This window comes from Kouleothrix sp. 19917, assembly GCF_057073505.1.
The window spans coordinates 3,301,238-3,319,899 of the sequence record NZ_CP097099.1; the positions used below are offsets into that span (position 1 = coordinate 3,301,238).

Genomic DNA, 18,662 nt, shown 5'->3' on the forward strand with positions numbered 1-18,662 from the left:
TAATCTGGTTATCAGGTTAATGAAAAACCGGCCTGAGCTTCCAGGAAGCTGAGCGCAGAAAATTATTTTCCAGAGCATCCTCATCTACTCAGCGGGTGGAATTTCCGCGCCGCCATGCGGGCGTTCGAGCGGTAACCAGGCGCGCAGCTCGGTGCCCGCGCCGGGGCGTGAAAGCACCGTGAGCTGGCCGCGCAGCGCGCTCAGGCGCTCGTGCATCTGGCGCAGCCCGACGCGGTCTGCTGCTGGTTCGCCCGGCTCAAAGCCGCGCCCGTCGTCGCGCACGCTGATGCGCAGCCCGCCGTCGATCAGCTCGACCAGCACGGCAACATGGCGCGCGCCAGCATGCTTGGCGGCATTGTTCAGCGCTTCCTGCACAATGCGGAAGCAGCTTGCCTCCAGGCCAGGATCGAGCGGCGAGGGCAGGCCGGCCAGGTCGATCTGCGTCTGCCAGCCCTGCTGGCCGGCAAACTCGGCGATGTAGCGATGCAGCCCGCCCGCAAAACCCAGGTCGTCGAACTGCACCGGCCGCAGCGCAAAGATCGCGCGCCGCAGCTCGACAATCTGCTCGCGCAGCGATTGCTTGAAGCCACGCAGCTCGCCACGCAGGCGCTCGGGGTCGCTGCCGATCCAGTCGAGCCAGAGGTCGGCACGCATGCGCTGAAAGGCCAGGGTTTGCGCCAGGCCATCGTGAATATCGCGGGCGATGCGGGCGCGCTCGTCGGCAATGGCCTGCTCGAGCTGGTAGATCGCGCGCGCCTCGCGGGCGCGGCGGCGCGCCCCAACAATCGCCTCGGCAAGCTCGCTGCCAATGGTTTCGAGCAGCGCCAGCTCGTCGGCGGGGAGCTGCGTGGCCGATTCTACGTACAGCTCCACGCGGCCAAGCGGCGCAACACCGTCGTGGAGCGGCACAATCAGGCAGGGCGGGTCGGCGGCGGCGAGCAGCGCCGGGATGCGCTGATGCTCGGGCGGCGTGCCAATGAGCCGCGCCCGCCACGCAGCGATCTCGCTGGCGGGTGCGCCCTCGGCGCGGGCAACAATTGGACCAGCCGGGTCGTACAGCAGCAGCGCGGCGGCATGCGCTGGCACTAAGCGCTGCGGGAAGATCAGCGCCGCGTCGAGAATTTCGTCCAGCGTGGCCGAATCGGCGATCTGGCGGTTCACCGCGCTGAGCAGTTCCAGCTGGCTGTTGGCGCGCTGCAGCTGGTTATTCAGCGCCTGCTGCTCGCGGAGCGCGCGCTCCAGCGTGGCCTGGTAGTGCTGCTCGCGCCGGCTCACCCAGGTCAGACTGATCCACACCGCCAGGCCGCCCAGCACGCCCCAGGCCAGCACGTCCATCAGCATGCGAGCGGGCGGGTTTGCGCTTCCCAGCAGCAGCGCCTCGGCAAGCTGGCCCAGCGCAAACGCGAACATGATTGCGGCGGCCAGCGGCCAGCGCAGCTGGAGCGGCAAACGCCAGCGCAGCTCTGCGGATGGGGGTGGGGCAGCCGGTTTCACACGTTCGCCTTTCAGCTGTTCCTCGCGCCGCTATTGTACCGAACTTCGCGGCGGCACGCCAAGCGGGGAAACATGCGCTGTTTCCCCGCTGTGCTTGTGAATATGAGATCCGAGTGCATTATCCGACCAGCATGTACGTTAACCACCAAGACACCAAGACACCAAGGCTTTAGAGTGCTCTTCTTGGTGTCTTGGTGTCTTGGTGGTTCATTTCCGAACATCTCTCTTGAGAGCGAACTACCCACGCGCTGCGGCGGGCTGCGCTCCCCCCTGCGCCAGCGCCCGCAAGCGCGCCACACGCTCGGCGGTGGGTGGGTGGGTGCTGAACAGCTTCATCAGGCTGCGCCCGCTGAGCGGGTTGACGATATACAGCGACGCGGTGGCCGGGCTGGTCTGCATTGGCACGCGCTGCGCCGCCCATTCCAGCTTTTCCAGCGCGCTCGCCAGCGGCAGCGGGTCGCCCAGAATGCGCGCGCCGCCCGCGTCGGCCTGGAACTCGCGGGCGCGCGAGATGCCAAGCTGAATAAGCGTAGCCGCGATTGGCGCGACGATAATCAGCAGCAGGCTGCCGAACAGGCCGCCACCTTCTTCGTCGTCGTCGCCGCCCAGCCCGCCAAAGATCAGCGCCCACTGCCCGATATTTGCGATCATTGCGATGGCGCCCGCAAAAGTCGCCACCACCGCCGAGAGCAGCGTATCGCGGTGCTTGATATGCGCCAGCTCGTGCGCAATCACGCCGGCCAGCTCGTCGCGCGTCAGGATGCGCGTGATGCCGGTGGTGACGGCGACGACGCCAGTGTTCGGGCTGCGGCCGGTGGCAAAGGCGTTGGGCGTTTCGCTTTCGATCACATAGACTTTCGGCATGGGCAGGCCGGCGCGCTCGGCCAGCCGCGCGACCATCTCGTGCAGCCAGGGCGCTTCGCCGGGGTGGGCCGGGCGCGCGCCGCTCATCTTCAGCACCAGGCGGTCAGAAAACCAGTACGTGCCGAAGTTCATGGCCACGGCCAGGCCGCCCGCAAGCAGCAGGCCGCCGGTGCCGCCAATCGCGCGCCCGATCAGCATAAAGATCACGGTCAGTGCGGTGAGCAGCGCGGTGAGCTTCAGAGAGTTGCGTAGCATATGCCAGGAGCCTTTCACAACAAAACTGTGTTGCTCCCAGCATAGATGCTTATGGCCGCGCCGGTAAGAGCAGAACTCCCGGGCGGGCAAGAGGAATTTCCTCCCGTTACAGCAGGGGAATTTTCCCCGCCAGCGCAGGACGAGCTGCCCTAGGCGGCGGCGCGCGCCCGGGGTATAGTGGCTACGAGCGGTGCGGCAGCCGGCGCTCCAACGACGCAGCCGCCGGCGCTCACCCATTCGCACACATGCATTGCAGCGAGCGCTATGATCGCATCTCTTCCCGCCGCCAAAGCGCTGATTCGCGCCAGCTGGGCGCGCACATGGCCGCTTCTCCGCCCGATGCTGGGCTGGTGCCTGATCGGTTTTGGCGTGCTGGGCGTTATTCTGCCAATAATTCCGGGCCTGCCGCTCTTGTTCCCCGGCATCGCGCTGGTGGGGCGACGCAGCGTAGCGCTGCGCTGGGCGGCAGTGCAAGTCAAGCGGCAGCTGCGCCGCCGCGCGGGTGTGCGGCTGCCGCTTCTGGGGCCGGTGGGGCGCTGGGCGCTGTGCGCGCAGCAGCAGTTTTCGCGTCAGCGCCGGCGCATGGCCTGGTGGCACATGGAACGCCGACGCCGGCAGCTTGATGGCTAGGCGAGCGACGAAGCAGATCACCACCGGTTGCAGGTTTGAACGTTGCAGGCTGCAGGTTGGAAGGTTGCAGGTTGCAGGTTGCAGGCTGGAAGGTTGGAAGGTTGCAGGTTTGAATGTTGCATGTTTGAATGTTGTAGGTTGCAAACCCAAAAACCCAGACTCTGAACCCTCATGCGGTTCTGCGGTTCCGCAACTCAACATTCAACACTCAAAACTCAACACTCCCCTAGTTCGCGCCTTTCTCGCTCACGTCGACACCCCAGGCATGCACGCCCTGCGTGGTGAATGAGAACGGCCGCATCCGCACGCCCGCCGCTTCCAGCGCGCGCTCCAGCTCCAGCCGCCGGTCGAACGGGCAGGCGAAGACCATAAAGCCGCCGCCGCCCGCGCCGGTGATCTTGCCGCCCCACGCGCCATGCGCCCGCGCCGTTGCGTAAATATCTTCCACAATTGGCGGCGCGATATAGGGCGAAAACGCCTTCTTGACCTCCCAGGCGTCGTGCAGCAGCCGCCCGAACTCAGCGATTTTCATGGCGCGCAGCAGCTTGACCGATTCGTCCACAAACGCTTTGGTTTCGTCGTGGTAGCGCAGCGTGTCGCCTTCCTTCAGGCGGCGCACCTGATCTTCCATCAGGTGGTGGCGCAGCAGCGTGCGGTCGCCGATATAGCCGATCATCAGGCAGCTTTCCAGCTCCAGCAGTGCGGCCGGGTCGTTCAGCACCGGCTCGACGATCACCTGCTTGCCGCCGAAGTGGTAGACGCACATGCCGCCAAAGGCGGCGGCGTACTGATCCTGCCGCCCGCCAGGGATGCGCATATCGACGCGCTCGATGCGGTAGGCCAGCTCGGCGAGGTTGTGCGGGTCGGTGGGAATGTTGTAGGCGGTGCAGATCAGCTTGAGCATGCTGACGACCAGCGCCGACGACGAGCCCAGGCCGCTGCCGGGCGGCACATCCGAGAACATCGTCACTTCCACGCCCTCGGCTGGCGGCATGGCGTCGAGCACGGCCTGCGGCAGCGTCAGGCGGCCATGCCACTGCCCAGTGACATTGCGGCTGACTTCTTCCAGATCGAGCGAACGGATGGTCAGGCCGCCGTCGCTGCTTGGGCGCAGCATGCAGCGCACATATTTGTCGATCGTGCAGTTCAGCACCTTGCCGCCAAACTCTTCGGCGTAGGGGCTCACGTCGGTGCCGCCGCCAAAAAAGCCGATCCGCATGGGCGCCTTGGCCTTATAGATTCGCATAGGTATCCTCGTTGTGTATTCTGGTGCGGCCGCGCGAGCGCGCGCACCTGGCGCGCTGGCGGCGTTTCAAGTCCGCTAGTATAGCACAGGCGAACGCGCCGCCCGGTGGCGCTTTCGGGGCGGGGGTTATAGCAGTTTGCAGTTGGCAGGATGCAGTTGGCAGTTACATTTTCCGCGCTCCAACGCGTTTCTTGCCAGTGCATGAGTGGTCAATTGTTCTGCTATCTGGCAAATAACTTTCCTTGTAATAGCTTCCTGGAAGCTTACCCGCTCGTATAAAAGAACTTTATTGCCAGAGTATTCAGCCGCGCTGACCAGCACCACGCAACGCAACTTCGCGTACAATACACACATGGACAACATGCTGACAATTGGCGCGGTGGAAACCAGCGCCGGGCGCTACCACGCCGTATTCACGCGGCGCGGGCTGGCGCGGCTGAGCTTCCCCACCGACGACCCCGCCACCTGCGAGCAGTGGCGGCAGCGCTGGGCGCCGGCTGCGGCGCTTATGTCGGAAGATGCGCGCCTGGCCGAGCTGGCCGCGCAGCTCGACGCCTATTTTGCCGGCCGGCTGCGCGCGTTCAGCGTGCCGCTCGATCTGCATGGCACGCCGTTTCAGCGGCGGGTGTGGGAAGCGGTGCTCCATGTGGGCTATGGCGAGCGGCGCAGCTATGCAGCAGTGGCCGAGGCAGTGGGCGCGCCGCGCGCGTTTCGGGCGGTGGGCGCGGCGAATGGCGCAAACCCGGTGCCGATTCTGGTGCCATGCCACCGGCTGCTTGGCGCAGACGGGCGGCTGGTGAAGTATGGCGGCGGGCTGGCAACCAAGCAGCGCCTGCTGGAGCTGGAAGCGCAGGGATGAACACACGAGGCTAACTCGGCCGGCGTTCATTTCTGCTTGCAAAGGGCGAAGCCAAGTTGGTCTTTCCATCTTTCGTCCTTCGCCTTTGGTCACACCCAGCAACGAAATTTCCGACAAGCCGGCCTAGCTTTCTGAATGGCCCAGCTGCTCGGCAATCGCGGCCAGCAGGCGCGCAACAGAAACCGGCCTGGGCAGGTAGGCATGCGCGCCGGCTTGCAGGCAGCGCTCGCGGTCGCCGGGCATCACCACCGACGTGAGCGCGATAACCCGCACCTGCTGGAGCAGGGCTTCGGCGCGCAGTTGCTCCAGCAGCTCCAGCCCATGTTTCCCCGGCAGCTGCATGTCGAGCAGCACCAGCGCCGGCTTTTGGCGCTGCACCGCCTCAAGTGCCGCATGGCCATTCCGCGCCACCGCCACCCGGCAGCCCGCCGCCAGTAATGTTTTTTGCAGCATATGTGCCGGGGCGGTATCTTCCGCCACGAATATAAGCGGTGCCACTGGCGGCGCGCCCAGCACCGGCAATGGCACTGCGGGCGGGGCAGGGGTGGGGCTGCCCTGGGCAGCGAAATCCCAGGGCAGCGTCACGCTGAAACGGCTGCCCTGCCCGAGCACGCTTTCCATCGCCACGCTGCCGCCGTGCGCCTCGGCCAGCTGCCGCACCAGCGCCAGCCCGAGCCCGGTGCCCTCATACGAGCGGTTCAGTCGGCTGTCGAGCTGGCCAAAGGGCCGGAACAAGCGCCCGAAATCGCGCTCTGCAATTCCGATCCCGGTGTCCGTTACTGCAAACGTCACCCATTGCATGGCCGCATCGCCGTGCACCGCAAGCGACACGCTGCCGCCCGGCGGGGTAAACTTCACCGCGTTCGAAAGGAAGTTGCTCAAAATCTGCCGCAGGCGCCGCCCGTCGGCCCACAGCATTGCCACCGCCGGGTCGAGCTCGCTGCTGAGCGCGATCTGCCTGGCGAGCGCGGTTGGCATAATTTCCTTGATGCAATGCTGGCACAGCGCGGCAGCTTCAATCGGCTGGCAGTCCAATTCTGCTCGTCCCGACTCAAACTTGGTGTAGTCGAGAATATCGTTGATCAGCGCCAGCAGCTGGCGGCCGTTGCGCTCGATCGTCCGCAGCGCCTGAACTTGTGCGGGCGGCTGTTCGCCATACACGCCATACAGCAGCAGCTCGGCCTGCCCCAGCACCGACACGAGCGGCGTGCGCAGCTCGTGCGACACTGCCGCCAGAAATTCGTCTTTCAGCTGAATCACGCGGGCGTGCTCGGCCGTCAGCGCAACCTCGGCGCGCACACGCGCATCGACTTCGTCGCGCAGCGAGACAATCAGGCGGGCGGTGCGCAAGGCCAGCCCGGCGCGGTCGGCCAGGTCTTCGGCCAGGCGCAGATCCTCGGGCGTAAAGGCGGGAAGTGCAGGATCGTGCCGCCAGAACGCCAGCGAGCCAATCAACTGCCCGTCCCTGCGCAAGGGCGCGAGCACCATCGTGTGCGGCTGAAAAAAAGCAAAAGCATCTTTGGCAGGTGTATCGAACGCCTGCCGCAAATTGTCGAGATCAACCTGCTGAATGAGCAAGGCTTGCTTTTTACCTATCATAATTGCCGCCGGGTGCGGGCCATCAAGGCGCACACGCGAACCAAGAAGGTGTGTTTGCAGCAGCGCATGCATAGTGGGGTCGGGGTCATCAATAATCACAGCAGTCAGCCACAGGCCATCGTCGGAAATCAGGCGAATAAAGGTGCCAGCGCGCATATACTGGCCCATGGTACGCGCCACCGCTTCCAGAACTGATCGCTCGTTGGCATCCACGGCGGCAAACACACGCGACGCATCGGCAAGCACGTGCAGGCGCGCATTGGCGCGCTTGAGCGCCCGCTCGGCGCCCACCTGGGCGGTGATATCCTGCGTCATCACCATGCCGCTGTCGATTACGCCATCAGCATTGGTGATCGGCAGCACGTAGGTTCGGTAGACTCGCTCGCCCACTGGCATATCGACCATTTGTGGCGTGCCAGCCAGCGCCGCGCGATACAGCGGCTCCATCTCGCCGCCCAACTGTGGGCCAAGCGCTTCCCACACCGTCGCGCCGGGGAAGAGCGCCTTGATACCAGCGTCTGCCAGGCCCTGCCCATCCGCCAGGGTGTAGCGCAGGTCGCGATCAAACAGCAGCACCGCGCCATTCGGGAAGTTCTCGGCCAGCGCGCGGTAGCGCAATTCGCTGGCCCGCAGCGCCTGCTCGGCTTCGATGCGCGCCGTCACATCGCGGAAGCTCACAATCACGCTGCCAATCGCAAGGTTGTCGAGCGCATTCACTACGCTGCGCTCGATCCAGCGCCACGTGCCGTCGCGGTGGCGCGTGCGCGAAACAAGCTGCGCGCGCGCACCCGCTGTGGCAACCACCTGCTCGCGCATTGCGACAAGCGCGGGCAGGTCGTCGGGGTGAGTCATCGTTTTATATGAAAGCGCGAGAAATTCTTCTTCACTGTAGCCCAGCAATTCAGTGACGGTGCTGCTCACATACGTGATCTTGCCAGAGCGCCCGACGAGCACCACGCCATCGGCGCTGTTGTCGACAATCGCGCGCCAGCGTTCTTCGCTTGCGCGCACAGCATGCTCGGCCTCAACACGAGCCGTTATATCGGTCACAACCGACGCGACTGTCCACCCAGGCACATCCAGCGGCACGGCGTGAATATCGATCCAGCGCGTGTAGCCACCTTTCAGCACCATGCCAACTTCCTGCTGTACGGCGTGCTGCTCAGCGGCTGCGCGCGCGCTCACACTTTCGCTCAGTTGCATTGCGCTGCCATCTGAATGCAGGTGAGAGCGTGTCAGATGCGCGCCGGCGCGCAGCTTATCTTCACCGAAGGCCAGCAAGCGCTCAAGTGCCGGGTTGGTATAGATCAGCTTGTGCTGCTCATCCAGAATACTGATGCCAACCGGCAAATAGTTCAGAAGCAGGCTGAGCCGTTGTTCCAGCTGCAGCTTTGCTTGTTCAGCCGCTACCCGTGCCGTGATATCGCGGTTGATGCCAATGGTGGCGGCGATTGCGCCGTGCTCGTCGCGCACCACCTCCAACGAGCTTTCGATCACAATTTCCTGGGCATCGCGGGTGCACTGCACGACCACACCGCGCCATTCGCCATCGCGCAGCAGCATTGCGTACACATCCGCGTCGGTCAGGCCACCTTCGTAGCGCAGCACTCGCAACACAGTTTGGGCGGGCATACGCAGGGCCGCACTGCGCGGCCAGCCATAGATCGTTTCGGCTGCCTTGTTCCACGCCTGAATCGTCCAATCCGCGCCAGTGACGATCACCGCATCGCTGACGACGTCGAACCAGGCGGTTGGGCCAAGCGAACTTTGGCGGAGCACTTGTTCCAGTACAGATGGATCGGCGGCGCCAGGTTCACCATGCTTGCGCTTGAAACCATCCATTGCAGCCTCCACACAGAGCAGTAGCGGTGCTATTGATACTACCGGGCACAGCGAACAATGGCACAGCAAAACAATGCTATTTGGCGGGGCAGTGCCACGAGTTTCAATTTGAGCAATATATGCGTGCCGATTATGGCAGGGAAATAGCGGAACGTGGCAGTTTGGATTGTCTGCCTACGCGACCACGGGGATTGCTGTTCGAGCAGCGTTCAGAAGTCAGAAGCCAGCGTTCAGTATGCCCGGCTTGCTCAAGCTCGGTCGAATAGCAACGCAGTTTGGATGCTTCGGAAGCCCGCCGCCGAGATGTGTACCTGTAGCGTTTATACCTGGCGCAAGTATAGCAGAAATTTTGCGTGTAGTGGGCAAGGCGTGAACAAAGGGTGTGATGGATGTTCCTGCCAAATCCGTGCCGCGGGCACCGCTCAGAGCACAGCGGCTTCAGCCTGGCACATGGCAGAAATACTTGTCGTACCAAATCCGCAAGAATACTTGCACACCGTGGGGGTTCGGGGGCAGCTTCGCAGCACCAGAAAACAAAAGTGATCAAATGGAGGTAGTATCATACCCGCAACAAAAACGGCGGCGCGCAAACCGATGTTTGCGCGCCGCCGTTTCTGCCTTGTTAGTGTGCGCTAGATGCGCGTCTGCTCGCGGTGCAGGCGCACGGTGCGAAGCAGCAGTGTCAGGCCCAGCAGTGCAAAGCCCGAGAGTGGCACTCCCGTGCTGGTTGCCGGCAGTTCGGGCGCGGATGGCTTGGGCGTGGCGGTTGGCTGCACCGTCGGCGCGGTGGTTGGCGCAACCGTGGCCGTTGCCGCCGCGCCGGCCGTGGGCGAAGCCGTGCTGGTGGCTGTGGCGGTGCTGCCGGGCGTGGCGGCCTGCACCACCGGGCCAAGCTGCTCGCCAACAATCAGCACCGTCACGACGTTCGACTGCAAGGGCGCGGCCAGGCCATCGTAGGTGGCTTCGGCCTGGCTGACCAGGCGCGTGCCCACTTCCACGCCGTCTTTGATCTTGGCGCGGATGGCGATCTCAACACCCTTTTGCGCATTGAGTGAAGCCAGGTTCAGCGTAATCAGGTTGCCCTGGCGCTGCGCATCGCCGGTGTCAGATTTCTGCCCAAGGATTTCCAGGTTATCGGGCATGGCGCTGGTGATGCGCACATTCTTCAGGTCGCCGCTCTGCTGCGAGTTGCGGAAGGCGATCACATAGTTGATTTCCTGCCCAACAAAGGCGCTGCCCCAGTCGCTGGCCATGCGGAAGTAGGTGTTCAGCGGCGTTGCCGTGGGCGCGCTTGTGGCCGTTGCACTGGCCGCAGCTGCCGCAGTTGCGCTGGCCGCCGCCGGAGCAGCGGTTGCGCGCGTGGCCGGGCGCGCGGTTGGGCGCGCTGCGCCTGGGCGTGGCGTGGGCGGCAAAGGCGGCAGCAGCGGCGAGGTTGGCTGGGGCGCGCCACCGCCACCGCCGCCACCGCCTCCACCGCCTCCACCGCCTCCACCGCCGCCGCCGCCCGAAGTTTTCGTTGCAGTGGGATTGGAGCCACCACCACCAGTGGTTGGGCTGGGACCGTTGGTTGGGCTGGGGCCAACTGTTGGCTCGGTGGTTGCGGTTGGGCTGGGACCATCGGTCACGGTTGGCAGCACCGAAGTGGGCGCGCCAGTGTCGTCAATCACATCCACTGTAACGGTGTCGGATGCTGCCGTAAAACTGCGGGCATCCTGCGCGCTGGCCTGGTTGCTGATGCGGCCCGGCTGCGTCGCGCCACCCACCGTCACCACAATATGGATGGTAACCGGCTGATTGTTCGCCACCGGCACATTGCAGGTCACCGTCGGCGCAGCAACCGAACACGAACCCTTGGTTGCTGTGGCTCGAACAATCTGGAGCTGGCTGTCGATCAGGTCGCGCACTTCCACATTGGTGGCGGTGGCACTGTTGCTAAACACCGACAGTGTATATTCAAACTGCTGGCCTGGCAGCAATTGCGAGGCCGAAGCGCTTTTGAATACGCGCAGTGGCGGTTCGCCAGGCACCTGAGTGAAGGTCGCAGTAGGCGTGCCCGGAATCGGTGTGTTGGTTGGCGCCAGTGTTGGAGCTGTGGTTGGCGGGGTTGTCGGGCCAGTTGTTGGCGCTGTGGTTGGCGCGGTTGTCGGGCCAGTTGTTGGCGCCGTCGTCGGGCCAGTTGTTGGCGCGGTTGTCGGCGCGGTGGTTGGCCCAGTCGTTGGCGCGGTGGTTGGCCCAGTCGTTGGCGCGGTCGTCGGCGCAGTTGTTGGGCCGGTTGTGGGCGCAGTCGTTGGCGCGGTGGTTGGCACGTTTGTGCCGGCCGGCGAGGTTTGCGTGGCGCGCTGCTGCAGCACATCGCCATTATTGCTCTGGCGCGGCGCGGCGGGCGCGATCAGCGGGTTGACCCAGCGGTACGCCTCGGCGTACAGCGGGAAGATGATCATCGCCGTGGCCGCCACCAGCATCACCAGCTCAACCCACGTCCAGCGCGCCGGCCCGCGCCCAGGTCGTTTACGAGAAGTACGAAAACGTTGCATTCATTTTCTCCCGGTGGTGCCCGGCTATGGGCGCGGAGACGGCTTTGAGTCGACGAGATCGGCCACAACAACCAGGCGTTGGGTATCCCAGTTTGTGCATGTCATAAGCGTAAGCGTTGGCGTAGCCGTTGGATCGAGCACTTCGATCTGGTTCGGCCACACATTCATTGTTTCGCGCACGCGATAGTGGTAGCGCAGCCCAGCCGCATCGAGAAATATATCGTTGCCCGGGCCAAGCGCGCCCAGGTCGCGAAAGACCGCGCCGCGCAGGCCGGCGTGGCCCGCCAGCACCGTGTTGCCCGGCCCGCCCGGCAGGCCAGTGCCATTCAGGTAGCCGGCTGCGTAATCGGCCACCTGCCACGCGCCATCGACCACAAACACTTCTTTCACCGGCGTGTCGAGCGTGATACCCGGTATCACAAGCCGGGTTGGCTGCGGCGCGGCATCAGCCGGGCCTTCGATAACACCCTGGCGCGGCGCCAGAAACTCATCGGCAACCGGCGTTGCGGCCATTGCCGCCGTGGTATAGGGCAGCAGAATCGGCGCTTTGCGCGGGGCTGCCGCTCCTGCGCCATTCAGGCGCGCGGCCGACCCGGCGGCAACTGCCAGTGGGCGCGCGGCGGGCGGCTCGGGCTCGTGCAGCCAGTCGCGCACTGGGCCATCGAACAGCCAGTAGCCAAACACCAGCAGCGCCACCACAACAACCACGCGCTCGGCATAGAACAACATCGAGTCGACCCAGGTACGCAGCAGAAAGCCCTGCAATGCGTGCCGCCGCTGCTCATTCGCCGAGCGCAATACAATCGGGGCGAGCTGCCGTTCGGGCTGTGCCGGTGGGGCGCCGATCAGCGTTTCCAGCAGATCGTGTTCGGCTTGCTTGCGCGATATTCGGCGAGAACGTTCGTGGTTCGGCATGGTCGGCCCTCAGGCGCCACACCTGCCCACACGCTGTGCGGCTGCCTCCAGGCGATTATACATTAGGCATGGCAAGCTTGCAATAGGAAAAAGGTAACTAATGAGGAATCGTGGCATTAGGCGGGGCATGAGTGTAAAGTGATCCGTCAGCAGTAGTGTCAGGCGTGCGCGCTGCCAACCGCAGCCGCCACCGAAGCCCAGCCATCGCGGCGCAGCCGCTGCGCCAGCCCCTGCATGATCGCGCGCGGAACCGTTGGGCCGCCATAGATCAGCCCGGTATAAAGCTGAACCAGGCTCGCGCCGGCGCAAATGTGGCCATAGGCATCGTCGGCATTCGAAATACCGCCTACGCCGATAATCGGCACGCGCCCGCCGGTCAGGCGGTACAGCTGCGCGATCACCGCCCGCGAGCGTGCCAGCAACGGCTGCCCGCTCAGCCCACCCGTTTCGCCCGCCGCCGCGCCGCGCAGCCCATTACGACTCACCGTCGTATTTGTGGCGACAAAGCCAGCAATGCCAGCGGCGCTGCCAGCCTGCACCACTTCTTCGATCTGCTCGGACGTTTCGTCGGGCGAGACTTTCAGGAACAGCGGGCGCGGCCGGGCCAGGCCGGCGTTGCAGGATGCCAGCGCGCCCAGCAGCTCTTCCAGCGCGGCGCGCTCGTGCAGCTTGCGCAGGCCCGGCGTGTTGGGCGAGGAGATGTTGATCGTCACGTAGTTCGCAAGCGGCGCCAGCGCGACAAACGCGGCCAGGTAGTCTTCGGTGGCACGCTCCAGCGGCGTCGTGCGGTTTTTGCCAATGTTCACGCCAATGATCGGGGGCTGGGGGTTGGGGGTTTCCAAGAGCTGGCCCCCCGGCCCCCAAGCCCGCAAATTGCGCGCAACCGCAACCATGCCGGGGCTGTTGAAGCCCAAACGATTGATCAGCGCGGCATCTTCTGGCAGGCGAAACATGCGCGGGCGCTCGTTACCCGGCTGCGGGCGCGGCGTGACTGTGCCAAGCTCGACATGCCCGAAGCCCATTGCGGCCATTGGGCCAATCAGCGCGGCGCGCTTGTCGAAGCCGGCGGCTAGCCCCAGTGGGTTCGCAAAATCGAGCCCGGCGCAACGCGTCGCCAGGATCGGGTCGTCGGGCGGGGCGAGCGCGCGAAGCAGCACGGGCAACGGCGTTGCGCCGGCTGCGCGCAGCAGGCCGCTCACCAGGGTGTGCGCGCGCTCGGCGTCGAGGCGGAACAAGAGCGGTTTGATGATTCGATACAGCATGAATGTTTCAGGTTTGCAGGTTGCAGGTTGCAAGTTGCAGGTTGCCGCCGGGGCGTATCGCATACGCCTGTTGCAGGTTGCAGGTTGCAGGTTGCCGCCGGGGCGTATCGCATACGCCTGTTGCAGGTTTGCATGTTCGCAGGTTGCCGCCGGGGCGTATCGCATACGCCTGTTGCAGGTTTGCATGTTCGCAGGTTGCCGCCGGGGCGTATCGCATACGCCTGTTGCAGGTTCGCAGGTTACGGCTTGTATCTCAAAATCTTCGCGTCCTTTGCGTCCTTTGCGGTGAATACAAACAGCGGCAGATTGCATTACGCACCGTCTTCTCACGGCAGCTCGCGCATATCGAACACCGGGCCGTCGCTGCACAGCATGCGCACGCCTTTGCGCAGTTCAACGCCGCACACGCCGCACGCGCCCACGCCGCACACCAGCGGCCCTTCGAGCAGCGCGCTCGCAAAGCCGCGCTCCCAGCGGTACTTGGTCGTGCGAATCGCCTGCGCCAGCGCGCCAAGCTCGGCGCCCGGCAGCGCCGCCGCGATCTGGTCAGCCCAGGTGATCGCGGCGGGCAGGTCGTAGCTCGCGCCCTTGCCCGCCAGACCGGCCACTTGCAGCGGCACAAAGGTCTGGTACTCGACCTCGCCGGGCAGCAGGTAGGCCGGTGGCAGCAGCGCCGCGTCGGGCGCGCCCGCCAGTAGCGTGACAGCCACGTTCTGCGCAGCGGCGGTGCGCGCCAGCAGCAGCAGCGCCGCCAGCCCCGGCCCTGCGCCCACCAGCAGCAGCGTGCGCGTGCGCGCATCCAGCGCAAACGGCCGCCCGAATGGCCCGGTTATGTCGAGCATGTCGCCGGCATGGGCGCGCGCCAGCCAGGCCAGCCCGCGCTCGTCGGGCGCATAGAGCAGCGCAATTTGCCCAAGCGCCGGCTCGGCGGCGGCCACAAACAGCGCCCGGCGCAGCAGCGGATCGTAGCTGCCGTCTTCCGCGCAGCGCACCAGCAGGTACTGGCCGGCGCGCACGCTGCGCGCCAGCTCGGGCGCTTCGAGCGTCAGCCAGCGCAGCCCACTCGTGGCGGCGCGCTGCTCGGCGATTGGCAGCAGGCGTTGCTGAGCCACGCGCTATTCGTCCTCTTCGCCTTCGTCGCCCAGAATGCCGGGCAGCCTGGAAGGTTGCTGAAGCATGCCAGTGCTGACGCCAAAATTGCCGCGCCGGTAGGCGACCTCGCCGCGGAACATCGTCAGCATCACCTGGCCCTTGAGCTTCTGGCCGTGCACCGGCGAGTTCAGCCCTTTCGAGGCGAACTTCTGCCGATCGACCACCCAGTTCTGGTCGGGGTCGAAGATCACAATATCGGCGTCGCTGCCGGGGCGCAGCGTGGCGGGCGTGCGCTTGATCACCGAGGCTGGGCCTTCGGTGAGCTTGGCAATCAGGTTCACAAGGTCCATCTCGCCGCGATGCACCAGCGTCAGCACCAGGCCCAGCGCGGTTTCCAGGCCCGAAATACCCGGCGCGGCCAGGCCATACTCGCATTCTTTATCGACGTGGCTGTGCGGCGCGTGGTCGGTCGCAATCGCGTCGATTGTGCCGTCGCGCAAGCCCTCAATAAGCGCATCCACATCCTCGTCGCTGCGCAGTGGCGGGCTGACGCGCGTGCTGGTGTCGTAGGGCGGGATCTGCGTCGGGTCAAGCCAGGCTGGCAGCCCCAGGCCGGGCTCCTGGCGGCGCTTGCGCTTGCCGCGCGGGGCGGCGGGCGGCTCGCGGCGCTCATTCGGCTCGCCCAGCGAGCCAAGCACCCAGCGGTCGGTCAGCGTCAGGTGGTGGGGTGTGGCCTCGGCGGTAACATGCACGCCGCGCTCTTTGGCGGCGCGCACCAGCGCCACCCCGCCAGCAGTGCTGACGTGGCAGATGTGGATGTGCGCGCCGGTCATTTCGGCCAGCGCAATGTCGCGCGCGATCTGCACTTCTTCGGCGGCGGAAGGGTATCCGGGCAGGCCCAGGCGCGTGCTGATTGCGCCTTCGTGCATGGCCCAGCCGTGGCTGAGCGTCATATCCTCGCAGTGGCTCATAATCGGCACGCCCAGCATGGCCGCATAGCCCAGCGCATTACGCATCACCGCCGCGTCGCTCACCGGGCTGCCGTCGTCGCTGAAGGCAATACAGCCCGCTTCCACCAGCTCGGCCATCTCGGTCAGGTTTTTGCCGGCGCGGCCAATCGTGATCGCGCCAATCGGCTCGACGCGCACGCTGCCCTGCTCGCGGGCGGTTTCGAGCACTTGGCGCACCACCGCCACACGATCATGCGGCGGGCGGGTGTTCGGCATCGCGCAAACGGTGGTGAAGCCGCCGCGCGCCGCCGCCGATGTGCCGGTGGCAATCGTTTCCTTGTGCTCCTCGCCGGGCTCGCGCAGGTGCGTGTGCAGGTCGATAAAGCCGGGCGCGATCACCGCGCCACGCGCATTGATCACTTCCAGGTCGTCGCCAAACGGCTCAGTCGCCATCGACAGATCCGCCAGGTCCATCACGCGGGCAACTTTGCCATCTTCCACCAGCACATTGCCCACCGTGGCGACGCGCCGGGCCGGGTCGATGATCGAGCCATTCTTAATCAGGTAGCGCATGGTGTTCCCCAGTCGTTATGTCAGGTTTCAGAAGGTGCGGATGCGCTGTGTGGGCCAGCGCGCGCCACAGGCCCAGCGCCGCGCCCAGCAGCAGCAGGACAAAGCTGGCCGAAAAGAGCGTGGCCCACGGCTCAGGAAAGCCGAACTGCGGGTCGGCCAGCGCAAAACTGGCAATCGGCACATTGCGCAGAGCAAGCGCGCGCAGATGCGCCAGGATGGGCGAAAAAGCTGGCTGGTACAGGTAAATCGCTTCACGGGCCATGTCGCCGTGGGTCAGGTTGTTGATATAGGTGTTGAAATCGACCAGAATGCCGAGCAAATTCACACCAATGCTCAACGCCAGCAGCAAAACTACACCCCGCCGCCCGGCCCGCGTTTCAAGCAGCGCGCCAAGCGGCAACACCAGAAACGGCATGAATGGCACCAGAAAGCGCGGCCCCCAGCCCCAGCCCGCCCACCAGATCCACCACAGCGCGCTTTGCAGCAGGGTAATAATTGTCAGCGCGCCAGCGAGCACTGCCTCGGCACGGAAGCGCCGCGCAAACGGCCGCGCCGCCCACGGCAGCGCCAGCAAGAGCGGCACATACAAAAACACCGATTTGCCGGGGCTGAGCAGCAAGCCATACAGCCCTTCCCACAGATTTCCCGTAAATCCTTCATTGGCATAGCCGCGCTCAAACAACGTGCGAAAGCGCACCCAGTTGTAGCCCACCATCATCAACGCGAAGGGCAGACCGCCCAGCGCCAGCCAGGCACACTGCCGCGCCAGCGCCGACCACCGACTGCCGGGCGTATGCGATACGCCTTGAGCTTTGCCCGCCATCTGTCGTCTGTCGTCGGTCGTCGGTTCGGGCGTATTGCTATACGCCCTTCGCCGGTTCTGCGGTTCCCGGTTCTCGATTCTACGGCCGTCCGTCGTCCGCAGCCACAGGTAGGCCGCAAAGGCCGGCAGCAGCACCGCGCCGCCCACGCGCGTCAGCACCGCGTAGCCGAGTGCCGCGCCCGCCAGCATCGGTCGGCGCGAATAGATGGCGTATGCGGCGGCAACGAGCGCGGCAGTGAACAGCGGCTCGCTAAAGAAAAAGCGGCTGTACGGCCAGGCCAGCGTGCCGACGCCAAACAGCAACGCCAGCGCCGCGCCCGCCCGCGCCGAGCCGTACAGGCGCGCGCCCCAGGCACACAGGATGCCGCCGGTGAGCGCGGTCGCCAGCGCGGGCAGCAGCAGCACGAGAAAGCGCCCGACATAGAACGCGCCCGCGCCAGCGCCGATCAGCTTCCCTAGCCCGTAGCGCCCAAATGCATACAGCGGCGCGGCCAGCAGCGGCTGCCCCAGGCCATACTTCGAAAACAGCACGCCATCGGCGCGGCGCACGGTCTGCGGATAGATCGACGCGCCTTCGGGCAGCGACACCGTGCGCTCGTCCACAATCCGCATGCTGGTGATCAGCATCACCTCGCCGTCGCTGATGAACGGCTGCCCGCCCGTGCTCAGCAGGTAGATCGCCAGCAGCAGCAGCGCAGCCCAAATCGCCACGCGCCGCGCACCCGCCGGGTAAAAAGAGGTCGTCGCGGCCTGCACTACGCCTCCGCCAGCCGGTACAGAAGCGCCATGCGCACTGCCACGCCATTCGTCACCTGCGCCTCAATCACCGACTGCGCCGAGGTCGCGACATCGGGCATGATCTCGACGCCCTCGTTCATGGGGCCGGGGTGCATCACCAGGCAGTGCGGCGCGGCGCGTGCCACCCGCGCGGCATTCACGCCAAACAGGCGGCTATACTCGCGCAGCGACGGCAGCAAGCCGCTTTCCTGGCGTTCTTTTTGCAGGCGCAGCGTCATAATCACGTCCGCGCCGTCCACACTCTCGTCGAGGCTGTGCGAAATCGCCAGGTTCGGCCAGGTCGCCGTCCAGTAGGCCGCCGGGCCAAGCAGCGTCGGCGGGGCACACAAAGTCACATTCGCGCCCATGGTCGCCAGCCCCCACAGGTTCGAGCGGGCCACGCGGCTGTGCAGAATATCGCCGACAATCACGACGTTCAGCCCTTCCAGGTGGCCCAGCCGCTCGTGGATGGTGAACATGTCGAGCAGCGCCTGGGTTGGGTGGGCGTGGCGGCCATCGCCCGCGTTCAGCACCGAGCCGCGAAAATGCTGCGACACCAGGTAGGGCGTGCCGCTTTCGCGATGGCGGATAACCAGAATGTCAGCGCCGAGCGCTTGCAGCGTGCGAACCGTATCAATCATCGATTCGCCTTTTTCCACGCTGCTGCCCTTGCCGGTCATTCCCACAACGTTCGCGGAAAGCGCGCGCGCCGCCAACTCAAACGAAATGCGCGTGCGCGTGCTGTCTTCAAAAAACATATTCACGACGGTTTTGCCGCGCAGCGCTGGCACCTGCTTGATCGGCCGGCCCAGCACTTCTTTCATGCTGGCGGTGGTTTCGAGAATTTCCACGATCTCGTCGCGGCGGAAGTCGTCGAGATCGAGCACGTGGCGGCGGCGGGGATTTGAGGATTGGGAGCTGGGGGATGGGGGCGCCATCGCATCCGG

13 protein-coding genes are annotated in these 18,662 nt (G+C 65.2%); 2 read left to right on the top strand and 11 right to left on the bottom strand.

What is annotated here, in order from left to right; genetic code table 11:
- Window positions 1-84 precede the first annotated feature (84 nt).
- Window positions 85-1,494, bottom strand: coding sequence for a GAF domain-containing sensor histidine kinase (locus M1P90_RS13405; protein WP_483703159.1), 1,410 nt, complete (start codon window positions 1,492-1,494; stop codon window positions 85-87).
- Window positions 1,495-1,731: 237 nt separating this feature from the next.
- A complete protein-coding gene (locus M1P90_RS13410) occupies window positions 1,732-2,613 on the bottom strand; it encodes a zinc metalloprotease HtpX (RefSeq protein ID WP_483703160.1) in 882 nt (293 codons plus the stop codon).
- Between the two features lie 264 nt (window positions 2,614-2,877).
- Between M1P90_RS13410 and M1P90_RS13415 the strand changes: the two genes are divergently transcribed.
- On the top strand, window positions 2,878-3,243 hold the full coding sequence (locus M1P90_RS13415; RefSeq protein ID WP_483703161.1) for a hypothetical protein: 366 nt from the start codon (window positions 2,878-2,880) through the stop codon (window positions 3,241-3,243).
- Between the two features lie 226 nt (window positions 3,244-3,469).
- Here the strand turns inward: M1P90_RS13415 and M1P90_RS13420 are convergent, their stop codons facing one another.
- On the bottom strand, window positions 3,470-4,489 hold the full coding sequence (locus tag M1P90_RS13420; RefSeq protein WP_483703162.1) for a GHMP family kinase ATP-binding protein: 1,020 nt from the start codon (window positions 4,487-4,489) through the stop codon (window positions 3,470-3,472).
- Between the two features lie 289 nt (window positions 4,490-4,778).
- Between M1P90_RS13420 and M1P90_RS13425 the strand changes: the two genes are divergently transcribed.
- Window positions 4,779-5,348, top strand: a complete 570-nt coding sequence (locus M1P90_RS13425) for a methylated-DNA--[protein]-cysteine S-methyltransferase (RefSeq protein ID WP_483703163.1) — start codon at window positions 4,779-4,781, stop codon at window positions 5,346-5,348.
- A 123-nt stretch (window positions 5,349-5,471) separates the two neighbouring features.
- On the opposite strand, the gene M1P90_RS13430 is transcribed toward M1P90_RS13425, so the two are convergent.
- The 8 genes from M1P90_RS13430 to M1P90_RS13465 all read right to left on the bottom strand — a co-directional run bounded on the left by M1P90_RS13430 (window position 5,472) and on the right by M1P90_RS13465 (window position 18,653).
- Entirely contained in the window at window positions 5,472-8,789 is a 3,318-nt protein-coding gene (locus M1P90_RS13430) for a PAS domain S-box protein (RefSeq protein WP_483703164.1), read from the bottom strand.
- 632 nt (window positions 8,790-9,421) lie between these two features.
- Window positions 9,422-11,323, bottom strand: a complete 1,902-nt coding sequence (locus tag M1P90_RS13435) for a hypothetical protein (RefSeq protein WP_483703165.1) — start codon at window positions 11,321-11,323, stop codon at window positions 9,422-9,424.
- Window positions 11,324-11,347: 24 nt separating this feature from the next.
- Window positions 11,348-12,238 carry a sortase gene (locus tag M1P90_RS13440; protein WP_483703166.1) on the bottom strand — a complete coding sequence of 297 codons (891 nt, stop codon included), beginning with the start codon at window positions 12,236-12,238 and terminating at the stop codon, window positions 11,348-11,350.
- Window positions 12,239-12,396: 158 nt separating this feature from the next.
- Window positions 12,397-13,500, bottom strand: a complete 1,104-nt coding sequence (locus tag M1P90_RS13445) for a quinone-dependent dihydroorotate dehydrogenase (protein ID WP_483703167.1) — start codon at window positions 13,498-13,500, stop codon at window positions 12,397-12,399.
- A 326-nt stretch (window positions 13,501-13,826) separates the two neighbouring features.
- On the bottom strand, window positions 13,827-14,612 hold the full coding sequence (locus M1P90_RS13450; protein WP_483703168.1) for an iron-sulfur cluster-binding protein: 786 nt from the start codon (window positions 14,610-14,612) through the stop codon (window positions 13,827-13,829).
- Between the two features lie 3 nt (window positions 14,613-14,615).
- Entirely contained in the window at window positions 14,616-16,115 is a 1,500-nt protein-coding gene (locus M1P90_RS13455) for a dihydroorotase (protein ID WP_483703169.1), read from the bottom strand.
- A complete protein-coding gene (locus tag M1P90_RS13460; RefSeq protein WP_483703170.1) occupies window positions 16,099-17,694 on the bottom strand; it encodes a hypothetical protein in 1,596 nt (531 codons plus the stop codon). The genes M1P90_RS13455 and M1P90_RS13460 overlap by 17 nt, the downstream gene beginning before the upstream one ends.
- A complete protein-coding gene (locus M1P90_RS13465) occupies window positions 17,694-18,653 on the bottom strand; it encodes an aspartate carbamoyltransferase catalytic subunit (RefSeq protein WP_483704644.1) in 960 nt (319 codons plus the stop codon). The genes M1P90_RS13460 and M1P90_RS13465 overlap by 1 nt, the downstream gene beginning before the upstream one ends.
- Window positions 18,654-18,662: the final 9 nt, after the last annotated feature.